General features: G+C 41.7%; 21 protein-coding genes. 16 read left to right on the forward strand and 5 right to left on the reverse strand.

What is annotated here, in order from left to right; genetic code table 11:
* Positions 1–140: 140 nt before the first annotated feature.
* Together AC4MDD_RS06020 and rhlB are read left to right on the forward strand one after the other, a co-directional pair.
* Complete coding sequence (locus tag AC4MDD_RS06020) at positions 141–353, forward strand: cold-shock protein (RefSeq protein ID WP_004648643.1); 213 nt, start codon at positions 141–143, stop codon at positions 351–353.
* A 97-nt stretch (positions 354–450) separates the two neighbouring features.
* Positions 451–1,602: an ATP-dependent RNA helicase RhlB gene (gene rhlB / locus AC4MDD_RS06025; protein WP_005400612.1), complete on the forward strand. Its 1,152-nt coding sequence runs from the start codon at positions 451–453 to the stop codon at positions 1,600–1,602.
* Positions 1,603–1,661: 59 nt separating this feature from the next.
* Here rhlB and AC4MDD_RS06030 read toward each other — a convergent pair whose 3' ends face one another.
* Positions 1,662–2,042 carry a hypothetical protein gene (locus tag AC4MDD_RS06030; RefSeq protein ID WP_004982234.1) on the reverse strand — a complete coding sequence of 127 codons (381 nt, stop codon included), beginning with the start codon at positions 2,040–2,042 and terminating at the stop codon, positions 1,662–1,664.
* 232 nt (positions 2,043–2,274) lie between these two features.
* On the opposite strand from AC4MDD_RS06030, the gene AC4MDD_RS06035 reads away from it, so the two are divergent.
* The 12 genes from AC4MDD_RS06035 to AC4MDD_RS06090 all read left to right on the forward strand — a co-directional run bounded on the left by AC4MDD_RS06035 (position 2,275) and on the right by AC4MDD_RS06090 (position 14,662).
* Positions 2,275–2,850, forward strand: coding sequence for a nitroreductase family protein (locus AC4MDD_RS06035; protein ID WP_005400613.1), 576 nt, complete (start codon positions 2,275–2,277; stop codon positions 2,848–2,850).
* 23 nt (positions 2,851–2,873) lie between these two features.
* Positions 2,874–3,947, forward strand: coding sequence for an NAD(P)H-dependent glycerol-3-phosphate dehydrogenase (locus AC4MDD_RS06040; RefSeq protein WP_004982230.1), 1,074 nt, complete (start codon positions 2,874–2,876; stop codon positions 3,945–3,947).
* 102 nt (positions 3,948–4,049) lie between these two features.
* Entirely contained in the window at positions 4,050–4,505 is a 456-nt protein-coding gene (locus AC4MDD_RS06045) for a phosphoglycerate mutase family protein (RefSeq protein WP_005400615.1), read from the forward strand.
* Positions 4,506–4,534: 29 nt separating this feature from the next.
* Positions 4,535–5,674, forward strand: a complete 1,140-nt coding sequence (gspL, locus tag AC4MDD_RS06050) for a type II secretion system protein GspL (protein ID WP_491882425.1) — start codon at positions 4,535–4,537, stop codon at positions 5,672–5,674.
* The gene (locus AC4MDD_RS06055) at positions 5,674–6,153 is read left to right on the forward strand and encodes a type II secretion system protein M (RefSeq protein WP_114837504.1); all 480 of its coding nucleotides are present in this window, start codon (positions 5,674–5,676) and stop codon (positions 6,151–6,153) included. Before gspL ends, AC4MDD_RS06055 begins: the two co-directional genes overlap by 1 nt.
* Positions 6,154–6,243: 90 nt before the next feature.
* Positions 6,244–7,254 (forward strand): quinone-dependent dihydroorotate dehydrogenase, encoded by a 1,011-nt coding sequence (locus AC4MDD_RS06060; RefSeq protein ID WP_087526510.1) that lies wholly within the window; start codon positions 6,244–6,246, stop codon positions 7,252–7,254.
* Complete coding sequence (locus tag AC4MDD_RS06065; RefSeq protein WP_004696270.1) at positions 7,251–7,835, forward strand: CvpA family protein; 585 nt, start codon at positions 7,251–7,253, stop codon at positions 7,833–7,835. Before AC4MDD_RS06060 ends, AC4MDD_RS06065 begins: the two co-directional genes overlap by 4 nt.
* A gap of 24 nt (positions 7,836–7,859) precedes the next feature.
* Complete coding sequence (gene purF / locus AC4MDD_RS06070; protein ID WP_114837505.1) at positions 7,860–9,395, forward strand: amidophosphoribosyltransferase; 1,536 nt, start codon at positions 7,860–7,862, stop codon at positions 9,393–9,395.
* 87 nt (positions 9,396–9,482) lie between these two features.
* The gene (locus AC4MDD_RS06075) at positions 9,483–11,369 is read left to right on the forward strand and encodes a M48 family metalloprotease (protein WP_164836585.1); all 1,887 of its coding nucleotides are present in this window, start codon (positions 9,483–9,485) and stop codon (positions 11,367–11,369) included.
* Between the two features lie 132 nt (positions 11,370–11,501).
* On the forward strand, positions 11,502–12,152 hold the full coding sequence (locus AC4MDD_RS06080) for a hypothetical protein (RefSeq protein ID WP_114837507.1): 651 nt from the start codon (positions 11,502–11,504) through the stop codon (positions 12,150–12,152).
* 17 nt (positions 12,153–12,169) lie between these two features.
* On the forward strand, positions 12,170–13,138 hold the full coding sequence (locus AC4MDD_RS06085; protein WP_114837508.1) for a 2-hydroxyacid dehydrogenase: 969 nt from the start codon (positions 12,170–12,172) through the stop codon (positions 13,136–13,138).
* Between the two features lie 84 nt (positions 13,139–13,222).
* Positions 13,223–14,662, forward strand: a complete 1,440-nt coding sequence (locus AC4MDD_RS06090) for a M48 family metalloprotease (protein WP_491882426.1) — start codon at positions 13,223–13,225, stop codon at positions 14,660–14,662.
* A 163-nt stretch (positions 14,663–14,825) separates the two neighbouring features.
* On the opposite strand, the gene AC4MDD_RS06095 is transcribed toward AC4MDD_RS06090, so the two are convergent.
* Positions 14,826–15,272: a GatB/YqeY domain-containing protein gene (locus tag AC4MDD_RS06095; protein WP_004982206.1), complete on the reverse strand. Its 447-nt coding sequence runs from the start codon at positions 15,270–15,272 to the stop codon at positions 14,826–14,828.
* A 33-nt stretch (positions 15,273–15,305) separates the two neighbouring features.
* The gene (gene rpsU / locus AC4MDD_RS06100; protein ID WP_001136722.1) at positions 15,306–15,521 is read right to left on the reverse strand and encodes a 30S ribosomal protein S21; all 216 of its coding nucleotides are present in this window, start codon (positions 15,519–15,521) and stop codon (positions 15,306–15,308) included.
* A gap of 145 nt (positions 15,522–15,666) precedes the next feature.
* On the opposite strand from rpsU, the gene tsaD reads away from it, so the two are divergent.
* Positions 15,667–16,683: a tRNA (adenosine(37)-N6)-threonylcarbamoyltransferase complex transferase subunit TsaD gene (gene tsaD / locus AC4MDD_RS06105; RefSeq protein ID WP_114837510.1), complete on the forward strand. Its 1,017-nt coding sequence runs from the start codon at positions 15,667–15,669 to the stop codon at positions 16,681–16,683.
* Between the two features lie 54 nt (positions 16,684–16,737).
* Here the strand turns inward: tsaD and AC4MDD_RS06110 are convergent.
* A protein-coding gene (locus AC4MDD_RS06110; RefSeq protein WP_115613876.1) for an IS3 family transposase occupies positions 16,738–17,975 on the reverse strand; the annotation gives its coding sequence in 2 pieces (ribosomal slippage) (positions 16,738–17,639 and positions 17,639–17,975; 1,239 coding nt in all).
* Between the two features lie 603 nt (positions 17,976–18,578).
* On the opposite strand from AC4MDD_RS06110, the gene AC4MDD_RS06115 reads away from it, so the two are divergent.
* On the forward strand, positions 18,579–19,229 hold the full coding sequence (locus tag AC4MDD_RS06115; protein WP_078388919.1) for an isochorismatase family protein: 651 nt from the start codon (positions 18,579–18,581) through the stop codon (positions 19,227–19,229).
* Positions 19,230–19,392: 163 nt separating this feature from the next.
* Here the strand turns inward: AC4MDD_RS06115 and AC4MDD_RS06120 are convergent, their stop codons facing one another.
* Positions 19,393–20,265, reverse strand: coding sequence for an ATP-binding protein (locus tag AC4MDD_RS06120; RefSeq protein ID WP_078388918.1), 873 nt, complete (start codon positions 20,263–20,265; stop codon positions 19,393–19,395).
* Positions 20,266–20,396: the final 131 nt, after the last annotated feature.

The raw sequence follows: 20,396 nt of genomic DNA on the forward strand, positions 1-20,396 counted from the left end.
AAATGGATGTAACCGGGATTTTGTTAATAGTTATACAGAATGATTACAAGCTTAGAAATAATAAATATTTTTAAACCTTGTTTGGTCTGCTGTTTGCAACACCGGGTGGTCCTTCTTTTAGATACAATGAGGATTAACTTATGACAGCTCGTGAACAAGGCGTAGTTAAATGGTTCAACGACACTAAAGGCTTCGGCTTTATCCAACGCAATGGCGGCGACGATGTATTCGTTCACTTCCGTGCAATCCAAGGCGACGGCCACCGTTCACTACGTGACGGCCAACGCGTTGAATTCAGCGTTGTAAAAGGTCAAAAAGGCTTCCAAGCTGAAGAAGTACAACCTTTAGACTAATTGTCTGAACGTACTTTAAAACGCCCCAATGTAAATTGGGGCGTTTTTGTTTATACTACAGATCAATTTTCGTGATTTTTCGTCAGAGCGCACTTATATGTCATCAGGTTTTGAAACCTTAAATTTACATCCTCAACTTAAACGAGCTATTGATGCTTTAGGTTTTAAGGATATGACGCCTATTCAGCAAAAGGTTTTAAAATTCACTTTGGCGGGACACGATGCAATTGGTCGTGCGCAAACGGGAACCGGTAAAACAGCGGCATTTTTGGTGAGTGTGATTAACGACTTGCTGAATAACCCAATTCAAGAGCAGCGCTACCGCGGTGAACCTCGCGCCTTGATTTTAGCACCGACCCGTGAGCTTGCACTGCAAATTGAAAGCGATGCGAAAGAACTCACAAAATTCTCAGATTTACATGTCGTGACGCTTTTAGGCGGCGTTGACTTTGATAAACAAAAAGCACAACTCGATAAAAAACCTGTCGATATTATGGTGGCGACGCCAGGTCGTCTGATTGACTTTGTTGAGCAAAAAGAAGTTTGGCTCGACCAAATTGAGTTTTTGGTGATTGATGAAGCCGATCGCTTATTGGATATGGGCTTTATTCCTTCAGTAAAACGTATTGTTCGTTTCTCACCGCGTAAGGAACAACGTCAGACTCTGATGTTCTCTGCAACGTTTAGTTACGATGTTTTAAACCTTGCGCAGCAATGGTTGTTTGAACCTGTAACTGTTGAAATTGAGCCAGAGAAGAAGACCAATGCAGACGTTGAACAACGTGTCTACATGGTCGCAAAGTCTGATAAATATAAATTGCTACAAGACATTCTGCGTGATGAGCCCATTGAAAAAGTGATGATTTTCGCAAATCGTCGCGATCAAGTGCGTAAGCTCTATGACAACTTAAAGCGTGATGGCTATAAAGTAGTGATGTTATCAGGTGAAATTGCTCAAGACAAACGTCTGAAAATGCTAGACCAATTTAAAAATGGTCAACATAACATCATGATTGCAACCGATGTTGCAGGTCGTGGTATCCATGTGGATGGTGTATCACATGTGGTGAATTTTACGTTACCTGAACAGTCGGATGACTATGTACACCGTATTGGTCGTACGGGTCGCGCAGGTACGCGTGGTGTGAGTATTAGTTTCTTATCTGAAGATGATGCGTTCTATTTACCCGAAATTGAAAAAGCCATTGGGCAAAAACTGCCACTGACACGTTTAGAAGGCTATTGCTAATCGTTTGAAGTGATTGGTGTAAAAAAACCGCTCAGATGAGCGGTTTTTTTATGGCATCTTTATTTTGCTTTACACGAAAAAGTCAGGATTGTTTGATAGTCACTGTCTTGGTTAATGCCTGAGTTTGTACCCGAAATAGAACCTAGTACAGATGCGGCTGCTTGAATCATTTTTCCAGTTTCATCGCTCACGACGCCTTTTAAAGCACCTTGATATTCAGTTTTTTCATCACTCACAATCGCCGTTGCTTTAGAGCCACACGTTTTAGCTGCTGCTTCAATGGCGTTGTTTTTTGCAATCAATGCAGTTTTACCAATACCCGTAACTTCGTATTGATTGTCAGCTTTTTGGATCGCTAAAGAGTTGCTTGGTGTTGATGCACAAGCGCTTAGAAGTAGTGTTAGTGCTGCTGCTCCAGCAATAGCGATATTCTTTTTCATTTCATACCCCAGTCATGTTTTATTAAATCCTTGTTTATTGGAACATAGCTTGTAGGATGAATCATGTAAGAAATGTATGAAAAATGCAGTCTTATCGAACAGTTTAAAAAGTGCTCAGAATTTTAAAATTAGTTTTGCCAAAACTGGGTATTTCATACTGAAGCGCTAGAGCAAACTTTTCAGAGTGTGCTACTCTAAAACGTATTGTTTAATTTGAAAGATTAAGAGCCTAATGACGGAACTCGCGGTAGATATCGTTCACCAGAATATGCATCAACGTCAATCGATTGGCCATTTGGTCGAGCCTGCTCCCAATGCAGAACAATTAGAGCGGGCATTTCAAGCCGCATTGACTGCACCAGATCATCATCGTTTAAAGCCGACACGTTTTATCGTAATTGCTGAAGATCAACGTGAGGCATTTGGTGAGTTATTGTCACAAGCCTTGGCTGATTTGGGCGAAACGGAATCAGCACAGTTAGAGCGTGTTAAAAATCATCCTTTTCGTGCCCCATTACTGGTTTTGGCGCTGACTAAATTTCAATCGCATCCGAAAGTCCCTAATTTTGAGCAGACTTTAAGTAGTGGGGCTGCTATTCAGAATTTTATTTTGTCCTTACAAGCTCAAGGTTTTTCGAGTATGTGGCGTAGTGGGGCAGTGGTGGAATCGGTGCATTTCAAACAGGTTTTAGGCCTCAGCGCAGATGATTTGATCTCAGGTATTTTATATATTGGTACGGCAGTTAAAGCGATTCCGCCACGTGCCGAAATTCAAACCCAAGATTATGTAAGTTATTGGAATCAATAGTTCCATTTTAGGATATAAAAATAATGTCAGAGTTAAAGTTTTCAGATTTGGTTGAACCTGTAGCAGTAGATCAAAAAACGGCACTACGTATTACCGTTTTGGGTGGTGGTAGTTTTGGGACGGCCATGGCGAATACCGCCGTTCGTAATGGCTGCGATACCATGATTTGGATTCGTGATGAAGCGGTTGCGGCTGATATCAATGCGACACATGTGAATAAACGCTATTTGCCCGATTTTAAACTTGAAGATGGTTTACGTGCAGTTTCAAATATAGAAGAGGCGGTTCGTGATCGCGACATTATTTTGGTGGCGATTCCGAGTCATTCTTTTCGTGATGTCCTTAAACAAATAAAACCGTTTATTACTTCGCAAGCCGTGGTGTCTTTGACCAAGGGTATTGAAGCGAATACTTTTAGTTTTATGAGTGACATTATTCGCTCAGAGTTACCAGAAGTGCCTTATGGCGTGTTATCTGGGCCAAACTTAGCCAAGGAAATTGTGGCAGGACAACCAGCGGGAACAGTTATAGCAAGCCAGTCTGACTTAGTGCGTTACGCTGTACAACAAGCTTTGCATAGTGCCTTGTTCCGTGTTTTCGCCAGTGATGATGTGCATGGTGTAGAACTCGGCGGTGCGCTTAAAAACATTTATGCGGTTGCGATGGGAATGGCTGCTGCATACAAAGTCGGTGAAAATACCAAGAGTATGATTTTGACTCGTGCTTTGGCGGAAATGAGTCGTTTTGCTGTGAAGTTAGGGGCAAATCCACTGACCTTCTTAGGTTTGTCTGGTGTCGGTGATTTATTTGCAACGTGTAGCAGCCCACTGAGTCGCAACTATCAAGTCGGTTTTGCACTGGGGCAAGGCAAGAGTTTGGAACAGGCGACCACTGAATTGGGACAAACAGCAGAAGGCATTAACACCATTGTACAAGTCAAAGCACGTTCTGAAGAGCTAGATGTGTATATGCCGATTACTAGCGCTTTATACAGTGTTATTTTTGAAAATGCGCCACCAATGACAATTGCATTATCCTTAATGAAAAATGGACACCGCAGTGATGTGGAGTTTGTTTTGCCGCATCATGAGGTTTAAAGTCACTTAAAAACCGAAATAAGATGAGCGTTTAAGTGGATAGAGTGACTGAATTGTCATAAAAATTAATTAAAATAATCAGGATTTGAATAAGGATTTTTTATGCAACTGACTTTGGTACGTCATGGCGAAGCTGCGCCACCGATCATGGGGAATGACACTAAACGTCCACTCACCGAACGTGGGCATGCACAGGCAGAGCAAACTGCTGACTTTTTAAAGTCACGCATCCAGCCTGATGTCTTTGTGGTTAGCCCATTGCTGCGTGCGCAGGAAACATTGGCACACATCAAACAGCACTTTGCGGATGTGCCTGTTGTAATTTGCAATACTATTAAGCCCGATGATGATGCAAAAGCGGCTGTGGAATGGTTATCACATTTGCCGTATGAGTCTATTGTGGTGGTGTGCCATATGAATGTGGTGGCGCATATGGCCTCGATTTTGGTGACGGAATCTTTTAATCCTTATGCTTTGGCTGAAGCGCGGATTTATGAGCAAGCAGTTATCGCGGAAGGCTTGTCGACACAAACAAAAGCATTTATACCTAGCATATAAAAACCAATTAAAACGGCAGAATATAATACATGTTGCAAATTTGGATGCCCGAAGCCGATGGAACATGGCACTGGTCTATAGGGGAAAGATGGCAATCTGCTCATACACTTGAGCAATTGATCCAAGATATACAAGCGCATCATGGTGAGGAAGCAACTGTTTTCTTTCCAAGCCGTGATGTGCAAATTATTCAGCAAAACATGCCTAAGGCCCAATACAAGCAGTTGGGTGCTGAAGGTGTGAAGTATTCTCTTGAAGAATATGTATTAAGCTCAATCGATCAGATGAAAGTATTACATCACTTTCAAGCGCCTGAGCAACTCACTGTTTTGGGTATTTCAAAGCATCGTTTAGAGACTTTGCAGCATGCCTTGAGTTTGATTCCTGTGAAGCTGGTCAGTCTATTGCCTGATTTTCTGATTTTGCCTGTACCTGACGCAGAACAGGTAATCTTGGGTTATATTGAAGAACGACTCCTGTTTCGCTCTAATACTTGGTTGGGCGGATCAATTGATGATCTTGCTGTATTTTTAGATTATCAAGCAGCCAATCAAAAATATAAGATTTGTAACTTGAGTGCTTCACACATGGATAGCTTAAACGCCAGTGTGACGCAGGAGCAGCTTGAGTCTTTCCATTATGAATGGGTGGTATTGCCAAGAGCAAAACAGCATCCATGGAATCTTTTGCCGAAGGTGAAAGAGCAACATGTTTCAACGGGCTATTGGAAAGCCTGTGCAGCGGTATTGGTTGCGTTGATTGTGACCCAACTGACCTACGATGCGACGCGTTGGTATCAAAATAAAAAGCTTGCAGAGCAAGTGGCTGTGCAAGCAGTCGATCAATTTAAATATTGGTTTGGTGCGAACTATCCTGTGAGCGAGCAAACCCTGCGAAGCCAGTTTGAATATCAACTGAATATGAATAAACAAGCGGATGCTCAAGCTTTGTCTTTATTGAGTCGTGTTGGCCCTGTGCTCATGCAACAGCAAATTGTGGCGAATCAGGTGGTGTATGAAGCGAATAGCCTAAATATGCAACTTAAAGCCAACTCGGCAGAGGCTTTACAGACACTCACTCAGCAGCTTAATCAACAAGGTTTTCAGGTTGAATTAGGCAATATTCAGCCGACCACGGGTGGGGCAATTGGAATGGTGAAAATACAATAATGAAAGCCATGCAAAATTTACAAACTGTTTTGGATCAGCGTTTAGAGCTGATCAGTACTTATTTTGATCGTCTTACACCGCGCGACCGTGTATTAGCCATCTTCTTGCTCATTTTCGTATTGGTGAGCTCGATAGGGGCTGCACTTTGGTATACCCATGCTGCGGCAGAGAAACAGCAAAAACGCGTGAACCAGCTCAAAGAAACCATGACATGGATGCAGAGCAATGCAGTCACCATGAAATCGAGCTCAGATGGGCAACTGACTCCGATAGAGCAGATCCAACGTATTGCACAGCAGCAAGGTTTGTCGGTTGCTTCGCAGCAGAATGCTGAACAAATTCAGTTGGTGGTAAGCCATGCAAACTATGTGGTGTTGGCCAACTTTTTGACCCAACTGACGCAAAATGGTTTGAATATTGAAAAAATGGAGTTGGTCTCAGACGCAGGGCAGATTAAATTATCGGCGAGCGTGAAATAATCGCTAAAAATAAAGCCAGACGAAGCATGGTGTTTTAGCTAGGCTATGCCTATAATATGGCGACTTAAAAAGCAGTAGACTTTTACAGATATGTTGTATTCTCTTGCCCGCCCTTTGTTGTTTACTTTAGCACCAGAGCGTGCACATGAGCTAACACTATCGCTATTGAAATCAACGCATAAGCTAGGCTTAATGCGTCAAAATATAGCGGCTAAACCGGTGACATGTATGGGCATCGAGTTCCCCAATCCTGTAGGTTTGGCTGCTGGTCTAGATAAAAATGGTGCTTATATTGACGCACTGGCAGGTCTAGGGTTTGGTTTTATTGAAATTGGAACCATTACTCCGCGTCCACAGCAGGGTAATCCTCTGCCACGTTTATTCCGTATCCCACAAGCTAAAGCTATTATTAACCGTATGGGTTTTAACAACGCTGGTGTGGATCAACTGATTGAAAATGTCAAAGCGGCAAAGTTCAAAGGGGTTTTAGGGATTAATATCGGCAAAAATGCGGATACCCCAGTCGAAAAAGCAGTAGATGATTATCTCATTTGTTTAGAAAAAGTCTATAACTATGCGTCTTATATTACTGTTAACATTTCTTCTCCAAATACTAAAAACCTGCGTAGTTTGCAAAGTGGCGATGCTTTAACCGAGCTGCTAGAGACGCTGAAAAAACGTCAGTTAGAGTTGGCTGAAGAGCAACAGCACTATGTACCACTGGTACTGAAAGTTGCGCCGGATTTGGAAGCGGAAGATATTCAATTTATTGCGAAACAACTGCTTCAGTTTAAAATTGATGGTCTGATTGTGACCAATACGACTTTGTCTCGTGAAGGGGTGGAAAACTTACCTTTTGGTGATGAAGCGGGTGGTTTATCTGGTGCGCCTGTGTTTGAGAAAAGCACAGCGTGTTTAAAAGCCTTTGCTGAGGTTTTAAAAGGCCAGATTCCTTTGATTGGTGTAGGTGGGATTTTGTCGGGTGAGCAGGCGCTTGCAAAACAAAATGCAGGGGCAAACCTTGTACAAGTTTATAGTGGCCTCATCTATACAGGACCAACCTTAATTCAAGACTGCGTCTCTGCAATGAAAACAACATGAATGCCATTGATATCTTCATATTGATTGTATTGCTCATTGGAGGGCTCAACGGTTTGCGTCAAGGATTTGTTAAAGCCTTTGCGAACTTGATAGGATGGATTTTAGCGCTGATTGTTGGTGCTAAATTTGCAAGCGTCCTAGCACCTTCGATGGTCTCACTCAGTGAAGATCCAGTGGTTCAAAAAATTGCAGCTTTTGCATTTATTGTATTGGTTATTGTGGTTTTGACGTGGATAGTCACGGCATTACTGAATAACATATTGAAGAGTTTAAAACTCGGGCCTTTGAATCGATTAGCCGGCGGTGCTTTTGGTTCATTAAAAGGGTTGTTAATTGTTCTGATTACGATGCAAGGTGTGGGTTCTTGGGTTGAAAGCTCTCCATATTGGAGACAATCCAAGTTTGTCCAAACACTTTTGCCTTACGCGCCTTGGGCGATGGAGCTTTCTAAAGAGGCTGCAAGCGAGGCGATGTCACATATCAAGTCTAAAGATACACATGTATCTTCAGATTCTTCACCGAAAATTTCCTCGAAAAATGCTGAGGGACAGGGTGAGTCAACAAATAATCCTTTTTATTAATCCTAGCTTGTCTGCGAGGTTGCTATGTGTGGAGTAGTTGGTATAGCTGGTAAATCAGCTGTTAACCAAATGTTGTTTGATGCATTAACGATGTTACAACATCGTGGGCAAGATGCAGCTGGGATAGTAACCTGCCACGAAGGTCGTTTATTCTTACGTAAAGACAATGGCATGGTTCGTGATGTGTTCCACACTCGCCATATGCGTGCATTACAAGGTAATTACGGTATTGGCCATGTGCGTTATCCTACAGCGGGTTCATCGAGCAGTGCTGAAGCGCAGCCTTTCTATGTGAACTCACCTTACGGGATCACGTTAGCGCATAATGGTAATTTAACCAATGCTGAAGAAATTCATGACGACCTGTTTAAAACAGACTTACGTCATATGAATACGGATTCAGACTCAGAAGTACTGTTAAACGTGTTTGCGCATGAGTTGCAAAAACGCGGCAAATTGATGCCTACAGCAGATGATATTTTCCATGTGGTCAGCAAAGTACATGAACGCTGTAAAGGTGGTTATGCCGTGGTTGCAATGCTTACTGGACATGGTTTAGTGGGCTTCCGTGATCCAAATGGTATTCGTCCACTGATTTACGGTTCTCGTGAAACTGACGCAGGTATGGAATATATCATTGCATCTGAGTCTGTCGGTATTACGGCACTCGGCTTTAAAGTTGAGCGTGATATTGCGCCGGGTGAAGCGATCTTTATCGACTCACAAGGGCAGATGTTTACCAAGCAGTGTGCTGAAGCGCCTGAATACCGCCCATGTATTTTTGAATATGTTTACTTTGCGCGTCCAGATGCGATCATTGATGGCATCTCAGTCTACAAAGCACGTTTAAAAATGGGCGAAAAGCTTGCTCAGAAAATCCTGACAGAGTGGAGTGAAGAGCACGATATCGATGTCGTGATCCCAATTCCAGATACCTCGCGTACCTCTGCACTTGAACTTGCAAATATGCTGGGCGTGAAGTTCCGCGAAGGCTTTATGAAGAACCGCTACATCGGGCGTACCTTCATTATGCCGGGTCAGCAATTACGTAAGAAATCAGTGCGTCAAAAGTTGAACCCTGTTGAACTTGAGTTCCAAGGCAAAAATGTACTTTTGGTGGATGACTCGATTGTACGTGGTACGACGTGTAACGAAATTATCCAAATGGCACGTGATGCGGGTGCGAAAAAAGTCTTCTTTGCTTCTGCTGCGCCGATGGTGAAATATCCAAACGTGTATGGCATTGATATGCCAGCAAAAGAAGAGTTGATTGCATCTGAGCGTACCGTTGAAGAAATTCGTGAAATTATTGGTGCAGATCGTCTAATTTTCCAAGATTTGGAAGACTTAAAAGCCGCTGTGCGCACCAGCAAAGTGCCAGATTTACAAGAGTTTGATTGCTCGGTATTTGATGGTAAATATGTTGCTGGTGGTATCGATGAAGCTTATTTAGATGAATTACAGGCGAAACGTCGTGAAACATCGAAAAAGAAAGACGGCTATATTGATGTCAATGTTGATGCAGCTTCCGTTGATTTGACAGGTGTGAAAGAAGTGTAATTGATTTAGATTTGAGAAAAGCGGGAGTTTCCCGCTTTTTTCATTTATGATGGATTGATTCAAACAATGTAAGAAAAGGGATTTACATTGAAGGGTGTAAGTTATTCAATCATAAAGAATAAAAACATGTTGTGGTCTGCCAGTATCTGCTTGCTTGCGGTACTTTTGTCGCTATTTATTTTAAATACTGTGGCTGGACTGCTGGTTTTTTATTTTGATTCGAGTCAAAGCATTTTTTGGCATAGCTTGAGTATTTATATCATTGGTTTATTGCTCTTGGTGATGAGTTATTCCGTGGTATATGAGCTGTATGTGTTCCGTTCAGGTGGACACAGTCTGGCCAAGCAACTGCGTGCACGACGTTTAAGTTTGATTGAAAGTACACCAGAAGAAAGTATTGCACTGAAAATTACAGAAAAACTAGCGGATACTTTTTTAATTGAAACGCCTGCTGTCTATGTTTTGCCCGATGAAGTAGGGGTGAATGCCTTAACCGCAGGTTTTTATCCCAAAGATATTGCGATTATTTTAACGTGGGGTGCCCTGCAAAACCTCGATGAACTTGAGCTGACGGGTTTGTTGAATCATGAGTTTAATCAAATTTTATCTGGTGAGACCGCCGAAAATACACGGTTAAAAATTTTATATAGTGCTCTCACGACCTTTAGTCAGTGGGGCAGTAAAATTGCTAAATTGGGATTTTCAACTCATCATAAAAAGTCACAAAGTTTTGAAACGACTTTTGTTGCAACAGGTGGTTTGATTTGGTTGGTCGGAAGTTTGGGGGTGCTGGTTACCCGCTGTATTAAGTTTCTGACGTTGGGGGGGCGTACTTTAAAAAATGATATGAAAACACGCCGTCTGATGCAAAATGATGCCAATATTCAAACCTTGATGCGTATCTATGTGCATCATGCAGGTTCACAAATTCACAGTGAGTACTCTGAGTCGATAGCACACATGTGTTTTGCCAACTCATTAAGTGCGCAAAGTTGGATGAATATTCATCCAAGCATTGAAGAGCGGATTTATGAAATGAATCCGAACTTGGTTCAAGACATACAGTTGGAAAACCTAGAAAAACTGCGCAACCGTCCGTTATTTGGTTTGTTTCGTTCCCTAGAAGAGCAGTACGCGGATTTTCAAGCCCCTTGGACTTCACCGCAGCCTTTGCCTTTATTACGACTGTCTCCGATTAGTTTTGCAATTAAAGATGCGATTAAACCGCTTAACCCTGAAGTACGTGCGCATATTGAACGTCCAGAGCTCATTCAGCGTGCTTTACAGACCGCAACAGGTTCACGCGAGCTGATGGTCGCAATTCTCATGATTCGCCAATTCCGTGAGTTTATTCCTGCTGAGGCTGAAGTCAGCCGTGCCATTGTTGATTCATTGTTAAACCTAGATGGTCGTGTTCATATTTCAATTTTCCATGAGGCATGCCGAAATATTGGTGGCATGCCAGCGACAATTGCACGCCAGTTTTTATTAAAGTTGGCGAGGATTATTCAAGAAGATGGTGAAATTGGACTGTTAGATGCGCTGTTACTCGAACGAGTTAAGTTTGAGCTGAATCTGTTGCCTGTACATACACCTGCGGCCCTAGATGAAGTTAAACCGCAGATTGTGCGTTTAATTGATGCTTTGTTACATGTGCAACAAATCAATAGTGAAACACAGTTGGAGGTGCGAGAGAAAATCTTACGCCGAGTTTTAACTGTGCAAGAGTTGGAGCAGTATGCGGAAATTTCAGATGAGCCGATTGATTTGGCCGAAATTTTAAATGATATGGCGGGGCTGCTGCTGCGAGATCGTTTGAGTATTTTGGGGGTGGCTGAAATCTGTTTATGGAATGACCGCATTATTACTCAAGATGAGCAGGATGTTTTGGAGTTGCTTTATTGGCGTCTCGGTTTTGACAGTGAAGAGATCGTTGAGCAAATGCAAAAGAAGAATCGCTTGATGATTGTTTAATTGAGTGGTGAATTTGGCCTTGAGCATGTTCTTGATATTTGCCTAGTGTCTATGCGAATAAAATGTGAAAAGAACAGCATCTCTTGGCATTTCTCGATAGAATATGCACTGAATTAAGTGTGAAGGTAAAAGATGATCGGGCATCAGCGTGAGGTTTTGGCGAGTTTAGGAATTGATTTGTGGGTTCCTGATTTTTTGCCGTCTCAACAAAATGTAGCCACATCGATCTGGCGAGATCAAAGCGCGACTGAGATTATTTCTGAAATTGTGCGACCTCAATCTCAGCCCGAAGCCAAAAGCATTCCTGAACATCCACTTGTACAGAATAAGCTTCCACATCCAGCGCCTCCTGCTGAAATTGCAACGCAGCCGATTGAACAAGAAGTTGTTACAGCATTAAAAGAAGAAATTGTCCGAGAGGCCATCCATGTTGAGGCTTTTCAGTTGCAAGCTGTTTCCTTGGAGCACTGCGCCTTGGTCATTGAAGCGACACAATTGAGCCTGGAGCAGCAACAGCTGTGGCAAAATATTGTGCAAGCCTTACCTGCACAAAAGTATGCGCTGAATTGGCCTTTTCCTTTGTTGAATTTCCAAGATGGGCGCGGTGTTCAGAGTTATATTCAAGGTTTCATTGATGGTTTAAGTCAGGGTAAAACTGTTATTGCATTGGGCTCTATACCAAATGCTAATGGTATAAAAGTCACACAAGCAGCAAGCTTACAAGAAATGCTTGATCAGCCATTACTTAAAAAAGTCCTGTGGCACATGATGCGAGCAAAATAACAAACTATGGAATAGATATGAAGCAGAAGGTCGTTGTTTTTAGTCAAATAGATGCAGAAGTATTACAACGCCTAGAGCAGCGTTATCACGTAGTGGTCATCAACCCAAAAGCAGGTGATGTAAATACGCAAATCCGTGAGCAAGTTGCGGATGCGGATGCCATGATTGGTGCAGGGCGTTTACTGAATAAAAACAACCTAGAAACTGCGAAACAGCTCAAAATTATATCTAGTGTCAGTGTTGGCTATGACAACTATGATCTGAACTACTTAAACCAAGCAAAAATTTGGCTCAGCCACACCCCTCATGTGTTGACTGAAACGACTGCTGATTTGGCCTTTACTTTGTTGATGAGTGCGGCGCGTCAAGTGCCTTATTTGGATCAATGGAGCAAAACAGGTCAGTGGTCGCGTACTGTCGGGCAGGCACAATTTGGTCAGGAAATATTTGGTCAAACATTGGGTATTATTGGTTTGGGGAATATTGGTGTGGCAATTGCGCGACGTGGTTTTCATGGTTTCAATATGAATATTTTGTATCACGGGCGCCGAGAAAAATTAGAATTGGCACAACCCCTAAATGCACGTTTTTGCGAATTGGATGAGCTGCTGGAGCAATCGGACTTCGTTGTCGTGGCTGTTGATCTGAACGCGGACACGCAGCATTTGATTGATGCAGAAGCTTTTAAGAAAATGCAATCTCATGCTGTTTTTGTAAATATTTCACGTGGTGCTGTGGTGGATGAGCAGGCACTTATTCGGGCCTTGGAACAAAAGCAAATTTTTGCAGCAGGGCTGGATGTTTATGAAAAAGAACCCTTGCAAGATTCGGCACTGTTCCAGCTACATAATGTGGTGACGTTGCCGCATATTGGTTCTGCAACGTCTGTAACACGTAAAAAAATGGCAGAGTTGGCTTACCAAAACTTGGTGAAAGCGTTAGAGGGTGGTCAACCTCAATATGTGGTGAATCCTGAATTTAGATAAAGAATTGATAACACTTCATTGCATTTTTATTCAATTATCAATGTTATATTCATTCGATTCCTTTAAATAAAGTCGGGGTGAGGGTTGAAGCGTTTTCTGTGTGCGTGCAGTTTAAGTCTTATTTCGACTGTTGGTTTTGCAGAAGGTCAATTTCTTACGAATGCCCCACAGTTTAATGTACCCGAAATTGGTTCAGGTATAGGTTTTATTGATCAATATAATGAGCGCTATATTGGTGAAAAAGTTTATCGTGAAGTACAGCGTCAGCTACCTGTTACGCAAAATCCGTGGCTAGAAGATCAACTGATGAATGCTTTTTCAAGCATTTTGAGTCAAACTCAGCTTGGTCAACCGATTGGTCTGGTGGTTATTAATGACCCGCAAATTAATGCCTTTGCAGTCCCGGGTGGTTTGTTTGCATTAAATGCTGGTTTGATTACCAATGCCAATAATATGGATGAAGTTGCTGGCGTAATGGCGCACGAAATTGCCCACGTCACACAGCGTCATTACAGTCGCTCACAAGAGGCGTTTAAGGGGCAGGGGTTACTCGCGCTGGCAGGGATTTTGGTTGGTGCTTTGGTTGCGTCTCAAGCCGATGGTGATGTCGGTTCTGCAGTCATGGTTGGTACGCAAGCCGCACTCATGGACAAGCAGTTGTCTTATAGTCGTAACCAAGAGCGTGAAGCTGACCGTATAGGAATGCAGTACATGTATAGCGCTGGTTATAACCCACAAAGTATGGCTGATTTTTTTGAAGTGATGCACCGTGCAACCAGTCGAGTGAGTTTTTTACCTGACTTTTGGTTTACACACCCACTCACGACTAAGCGAATGAGTGAGGCAAGGCTTAGAGCGAATCAGTTGCCTAAAGTGAAATCTACTTGGCGTGATGAAGACTTTGAAATCTTGAAGCTGTATACCGTGGTGATCTCGAATCAGGCGACAGAACAGCAATTGCAGATGCTGGTGAGTCGTAATAGTTATGCAGCCCAACTGGCTTTGGCTAGTTTTTATCTCAAACAAGGTGACTATAAACTTGCTCAACAGGTGTTAGATCAGGCCAAGTTACATCAAAAATTACATAACCTGCAAACCTTGATTCAAACTGATATTTTGCTTGGACAAAATCGGGTGAATGAAGCTCTTGCCGTGATCCAATCACCTGCGAGCATCATGCCTGAAAATAGGGCTTTAAATTATAAATTGGCTGAAGTTTACATTCGTCAGAATCGACCTGAGCTTGCGCAGCCTGTACTTAATCGGTTTTTGAAAAATAATCCGCGTGATGTGAATGCGTGGAGATTGATGCAGCAAGCCGCGAGTTTGGATAAAAAATCGCCAATGCATGCCATTAATGTTTTGCGTTATCGGGCTGAAGTGCAGTTTTGGTCGGGCTTTGAAGAAGAAGCGATTAAATCTTTATTGCATGCTCAACGTTTAGCGAAAGATAATGAATCAATGTCAGCGACCATTAAAACGCGTTTAACCCAAATGCAAAAGGATCGACAATTTAGAGCTTAGAAAAGTGGTAGCGCAAATAGAGGGATAAACAGAGACAATTCGAGAATTGTTTTAAATCAGGGAATGAAGAGATAAAAGAAAAATAATAATTTTTATAGAAAGTAGAACTTTGAACTGCCTTTTTTAAGGTCAGTTCAACGTAATCGATTTAAAGATTTTTAAATTAAGCCAGTTTTGCTTTAATTTTTGCTGAAACTTGAGAAGGATCGGCGCGCCCGGCTATGAGCGGACGCAGAGAATTCATCACCTTACCCATATCTTTCATGCTAGTAGCTTCTTGCGCTGCAATCGTTTGCGCAATCATGGAATCAAGTTCTTCCTCAGTCATAGCTTCTGGTAGAAATTGAGATAAAACCTCAAGTTCGGCTTGTTCCTTACTAGCTAAATCTTCTCGACCAGCGCCTTCAAAGGCTTTGATCGATTCTTTACGTTGTTTAATTTGTTTTTCAATGACCGCAAGAACTTGAGCGTCGTCAAGTTCTTTGCGCTCATCGACTTCGATTTGCTTAATTGCCGCCTGTAGACCACGAATTACCGTTAACTTATCCATTTCTTTAGCACGCATAGTGGCTTTCAAAACTTCAGTTATTTGGCTTTTTAAAGTAGTCATTATTTAGTCCAGGCAGTCAATCACAAATTAATCTTAGTAAAGGCGAGTAGTACGTACTGATTCACGCGCCAATTTCTTTTGGTAGCGTTTAACAGCAGCAGCTTTTTTGCGCTTACGTTCTTGAGTTGGTTTCTCGTAGAATTCGCGCTTACGAACGTCAGCTAAAACGCCCGCTTTTTCGCATGAACGTTTGAAACGACGGATAGCTACGTCTACTGGTTCGCCTTCTTTCAATTTAACTTGTGGCATGAAGAATCCTCATTAAGTTATGGATAAGATCTGGGCGACATTGCCCTGATCACAAGTGAAGGTCAGTATTTTACTCATTTACATCTCATACCACAAGTCTATAATGGTTCACGCAATAGATTTGATACAGGTTATAGGCAGTTTAATGATCGTTTTAGGCTTAGAAACATCTTGTGATGAAACAGGACTTGCCCTTTATGACAGCGAGTTGGGTTTGCGTGGGCAAGTGCTGTACAGCCAAATTAAACTGCATGCAGAGTATGGTGGTGTGGTGCCGGAGTTGGCATCGCGTGACCATGTGCGTAAGCTGATTCCATTGATGAATCAACTGCTTGAAGAAAGTGGTGTAAAAAAATCTGAAATTGATGCCGTTGCATATACGCGTGGCCCAGGTTTGATGGGTGCGCTGATGACAGGCGCGCTGTTTGGTCGAACTTTGGCCTTTGCTTTAAATAAACCTGCAGTTGGTGTGCATCATATGGAAGGGCATATGTTGGCGCCACTTTTATCGGAAACACCGCCAGAATTTCCTTTTGTAGCACTTTTGGTCTCAGGTGGACATTCTCAATTGATGGCTGCCTATGGGATTGGGCAGTATGAATTATTGGGGGAGTCGATTGATGATGCTGCAGGTGAAGCCTTTGATAAGGTTGCGAAAATGATGGGGTTACCGTACCCAGGTGGCCCAAATATTTCAAAACTGGCTGAGCAAGGTGATCCGAATGCCTTTGCTTTCCCACGTCCAATGTTGCATCAAGGTTTGGAGTTTTCATTTAGTGGTTTAAAAACAGCTGTATCTGTGCAAATGAAAAAATTAGGTGATGAAAACCGTGATGCGGATATTGCAGCGAGTTTCCAAGAAGCTATCGTGGATACCTTGGTTAAAAAATCTGTGAAAGCGTTGAAGCAAACAGGTTTAAAACGCTTAGTGATCGCAGGTGGTGTCAGTGCCAATAAACGTTTGCGTGAACGTTTGGAAGCAGATTTAACTAAGATTCGTGCTCAGGTCTACTATGCCGAACCTGCACTTTGTACGGACAATGGCGCTATGATAGCTTTTGCTGGTTATCAGCGCTTAAAAGCAGGGCAGCAAGATGGTTTGGCTGTAACGACAACACCACGCTGGCCAATGACTGAGTTGAACAATCCCAGTGAAGTATAAGGCTTTCATTGTCTTGTCCTGAAATAGATTGACAGTATTCCACTTCAAACCGAGTTAAGCAATTAGCTCGGTTTTAGTTTGCTCATACATCTGATTCGGGGTGTTCATATTTAAACTTAAATGTGGTCTATAGCAATTATAAATCATGATAGATTCCGTAATTAAGTGATCTAACTCCTTCATGGTTTGACATCGTGTAGTTAAAAACTCCTGCTTTAATATTCCATTAATCCGCTCTGCTAATGCATTTTGATATGAGAAACACTGTTTCGCAAGGTATCCATCTGTCATGGAAGGACATATCCCATAATGGCGCAATGCCGATTGATATAGCTCAGAGCAATACTGAGAGCCTCTGTCTGAATGATGAATCATCCTAGTCGCTCGATCCGTCACATGCTGCATCGCCATATGTAGAGCCTGCATAACATTCTCCGCACGCATATCATTCGATAACTTATAACCTTTAATCTGACGGGTATAAGCATCTGTCACCAATGATAAATAATGTACGCCTTCAGCACTCTCAACATAAGTAATATCACTAACAAAGACTTCGTTGGCTTGCACTGCTGAATAATCCTTTAATAAATTTGGATGCTTCTTCATCCAATGCTTGCTATCCGTAGTTTTTGTATAGCGACGCTTGGGGCGAATCAATAAATTATGCTCTTTCAATATTTTAAATAACTGATCCCGTCCACACTTTAAACCACGCTGCAACAATTTGCCTTTAATAAGCCAATACAACTTACGTGTTCCGATACTTGGCATGAGACAACGATATTCCATAACCAACTCAAGTATTTGTTCAGTTGCTTGTGCAGTCATTTGAGCACGTTTTTCTGCTTGATAATAAGCTTGTCGGGTGATTCCCAACCACTGACAATAACGTGAAACGCTTAGTCCTCTTTGGCTTTGCCAATCTTTGAAACGTGCTCGGTATACTTTTTTCCAAGATCAGTCCCACATTCTTTATCAATGTGATAAATCACATCCTGAATAAATTCAGTTTTAAGCTTTTCTGCGGCTAACTGCTTTTCTAATTGGCGGATTCGTTGTTGGGGTGTTAATTGGCGTTTAGAAGAAGGCGGCATATTCGAAGTCCAGTCCTGTTGTCCGTGCTTGCGTAACCATACCAGCACAGTTGATCTTCCTTGAATACCATATTTTGCCTGAGCTTGTTTATAAGTAATTTGCCCTTTTTCTACTTCATGTACAACCATCATTTTAAAGGCAAAGCTATAATCACCTTGTGTACGTTTAACTCTTTGTTCTCGTTCATGTTCCATAAAATAAGCCTCTTAAAGGTGTAAACTTATTTCAGGACGGGACACATTTGATAAGCTTAAAGCCCGACTGAATGTTGGGCTTTTTTTACATTTAGGTCTTTACCAAAGGACTTTTAAAAATGCTCTGCTTAGACTTTAAGAATATTTTTTGACTCACTTAAATGTAACTTAGAATCAAGTTAAAAGTATTTACCCATAGGTTTATCCATAGAAATTGGGGATAAGTATGCCTAGCGTAGTTTTTGATTGATTTCAAAAGATTAAAACTTTGAGTATTTTGACTTCAATTGAAATTCTATTTTATATGGTTTTAAGGTATTGATTAATGTTAATAGTTTCTATTTTTCTTAAGTTTTTATTGCTATACGAGGATAAAACTCAAAGCCACGAAGGCCAATTACAACACGTAACATGATTTAGCTTCCTGAGTTTAAGAATATTCTTTAGTTTACATGAAAGGCAGATGTAGATTTAATTAAAAATATCTTGGTCGTATAAATCACAAAGCTATGACGGTCTGTCTTAGGAACTTTCATTACAACAATGGAAGTACATAATTAGAAGAAAATTTTAGAGGTGTTACCCATAGCGGCTACTAATGGAATGCTAGACCCTGATGATTCGATAATTCTACTGATTGACCATCAAAGTGGACTTTTTAATACCGTACGCGATGTACCTGTACCCGACTTACGCAATTATGTGATTGCAATTGCAAAAGCAGCAACTTTATTAAATATACCTGTAATTACCACGGCTTCTGTACCTGACGGCCCAAATGGTCCTCTAATCCCTGAAATTCACCACTTTGCTCCGCACGCAGTTTATGTACCACGGACTGGACAAATTAATACTTGGGACAATCCCTTATTTGTAGATGAAGTTAAAAAAACGGGTAGGAAGACACTGATTATTGCTGGAACGCTGACCAGTGTATGTATGACTTTCCCTGCTGTAAGCGCTCGTAAAGAAGGTTATAACGTTTATTGTGTTGTGGATGCATCAGGCAACTGGAGTAAATTAGCTACAGATACATCAATTGCTCGTGTGACCCAAGCGGGCGCAATTCCAACCGATACTTTTGCAATCGTGGCCGAGTTAATGCGTACTTGGAACCGTCCAGAAGGCTCCCATTTTGCTGAAATTCTTTCAGATCATGTCTGCCCAGAATATAAATGCTTAATGGAGAGTTATGCAAAAGCACAAGCTGTGGTTAAAGATGGGCCAGAAACAAACTTAGATAAATATCAATAATCAGATCAAACCTATTTGAACTGATATTCATCCCTCATTTTTTCAAAGAAATAACCCAAATTCTAATGCGGAATTTGGGTTATTTCTTTGATCAGACTGAACTATTAAATATAAAAATAATTTAAATAAAATAGATGCTTAAACGCCGATCAGTATTTTTATACTAAAGCTGCTTTAATTGTTGTGAACCGACCCAGTGTTTAGAAAATTGATACGCTGCACGTCCAGAGCGTTGTCCACGCGCCTGACACCAACGAAGCGCTTCGGCTCGTACTATATCGTCCATGGCGATTTGAGCTTTTGCTAAGTAGTGCTGCACAATGTCCAAATATAAGTTTTGATCCATTGGATAAAAAGACAGCCATAATCCAAAACGATCAGAGAGTGAAATTTTTTCTTCAATCGCTTCTTGTGGATGTAGTTCAGTGTACTGCGGTACGTCGACTCGAGTCACAGGCGTGTTTTCATGCATAAACTCAGGCAGCAAATGACGACGGTTACTGGTGGCATAAATAATAAAATTGCTTGAACCTGACTGCAAAGAGCCATCTAGCACACTTTTTAAACTGCGATAGTTTTCATCTTCGGCGTTAAAAGCCAAGTCATCACAATACACAATAAACTTTTCAGGGCGCTCTGCAATTAGCTTTTGAATTTCAGGCAGTTCGGATAAATCATCACGTTCAATTTCAATCAGCCTTAAGCCTTGCTCTGCGTATTCCGTTAATAAAGCACGCACAATAGAGGACTTGCCTGTCCCGCGAGAGCCTGTAAGCAGGACGTCATTGGCAGGTAAACCATTAAGAAACTGTTCTGTATTTTGCAGTACTTTTTCTTTTTGACGCTCAATGCCTTTTAAATCATTTAATTCGATTCGTTTGAGCTGGCGAATCGCTTTTAATTCGCCATTTTCCCATTTAAAGGCAATCGCTGAAAAATCAGGTGCTTGTTTAACTTCTGGTAGGCTTTGCTGTAGTTGTTGGAGTACAGTCGATAGTGCTTCTAAGATATTGTTCGGTAGGTCAATGGTCGCCATGATTAATCAGCTTATAATTACACTTGTCGTCGATCTTAACATCCGATCTAGTCGTATCAAACCCTTAACGTGGTGCAGATTTGCCAATTTTAGGCTTGAAATGGCAATTGTAATGCTCACATAATTTGCAC

Source organism: Acinetobacter sp. CAU_H_29a_1 (genome assembly GCF_058599505.1).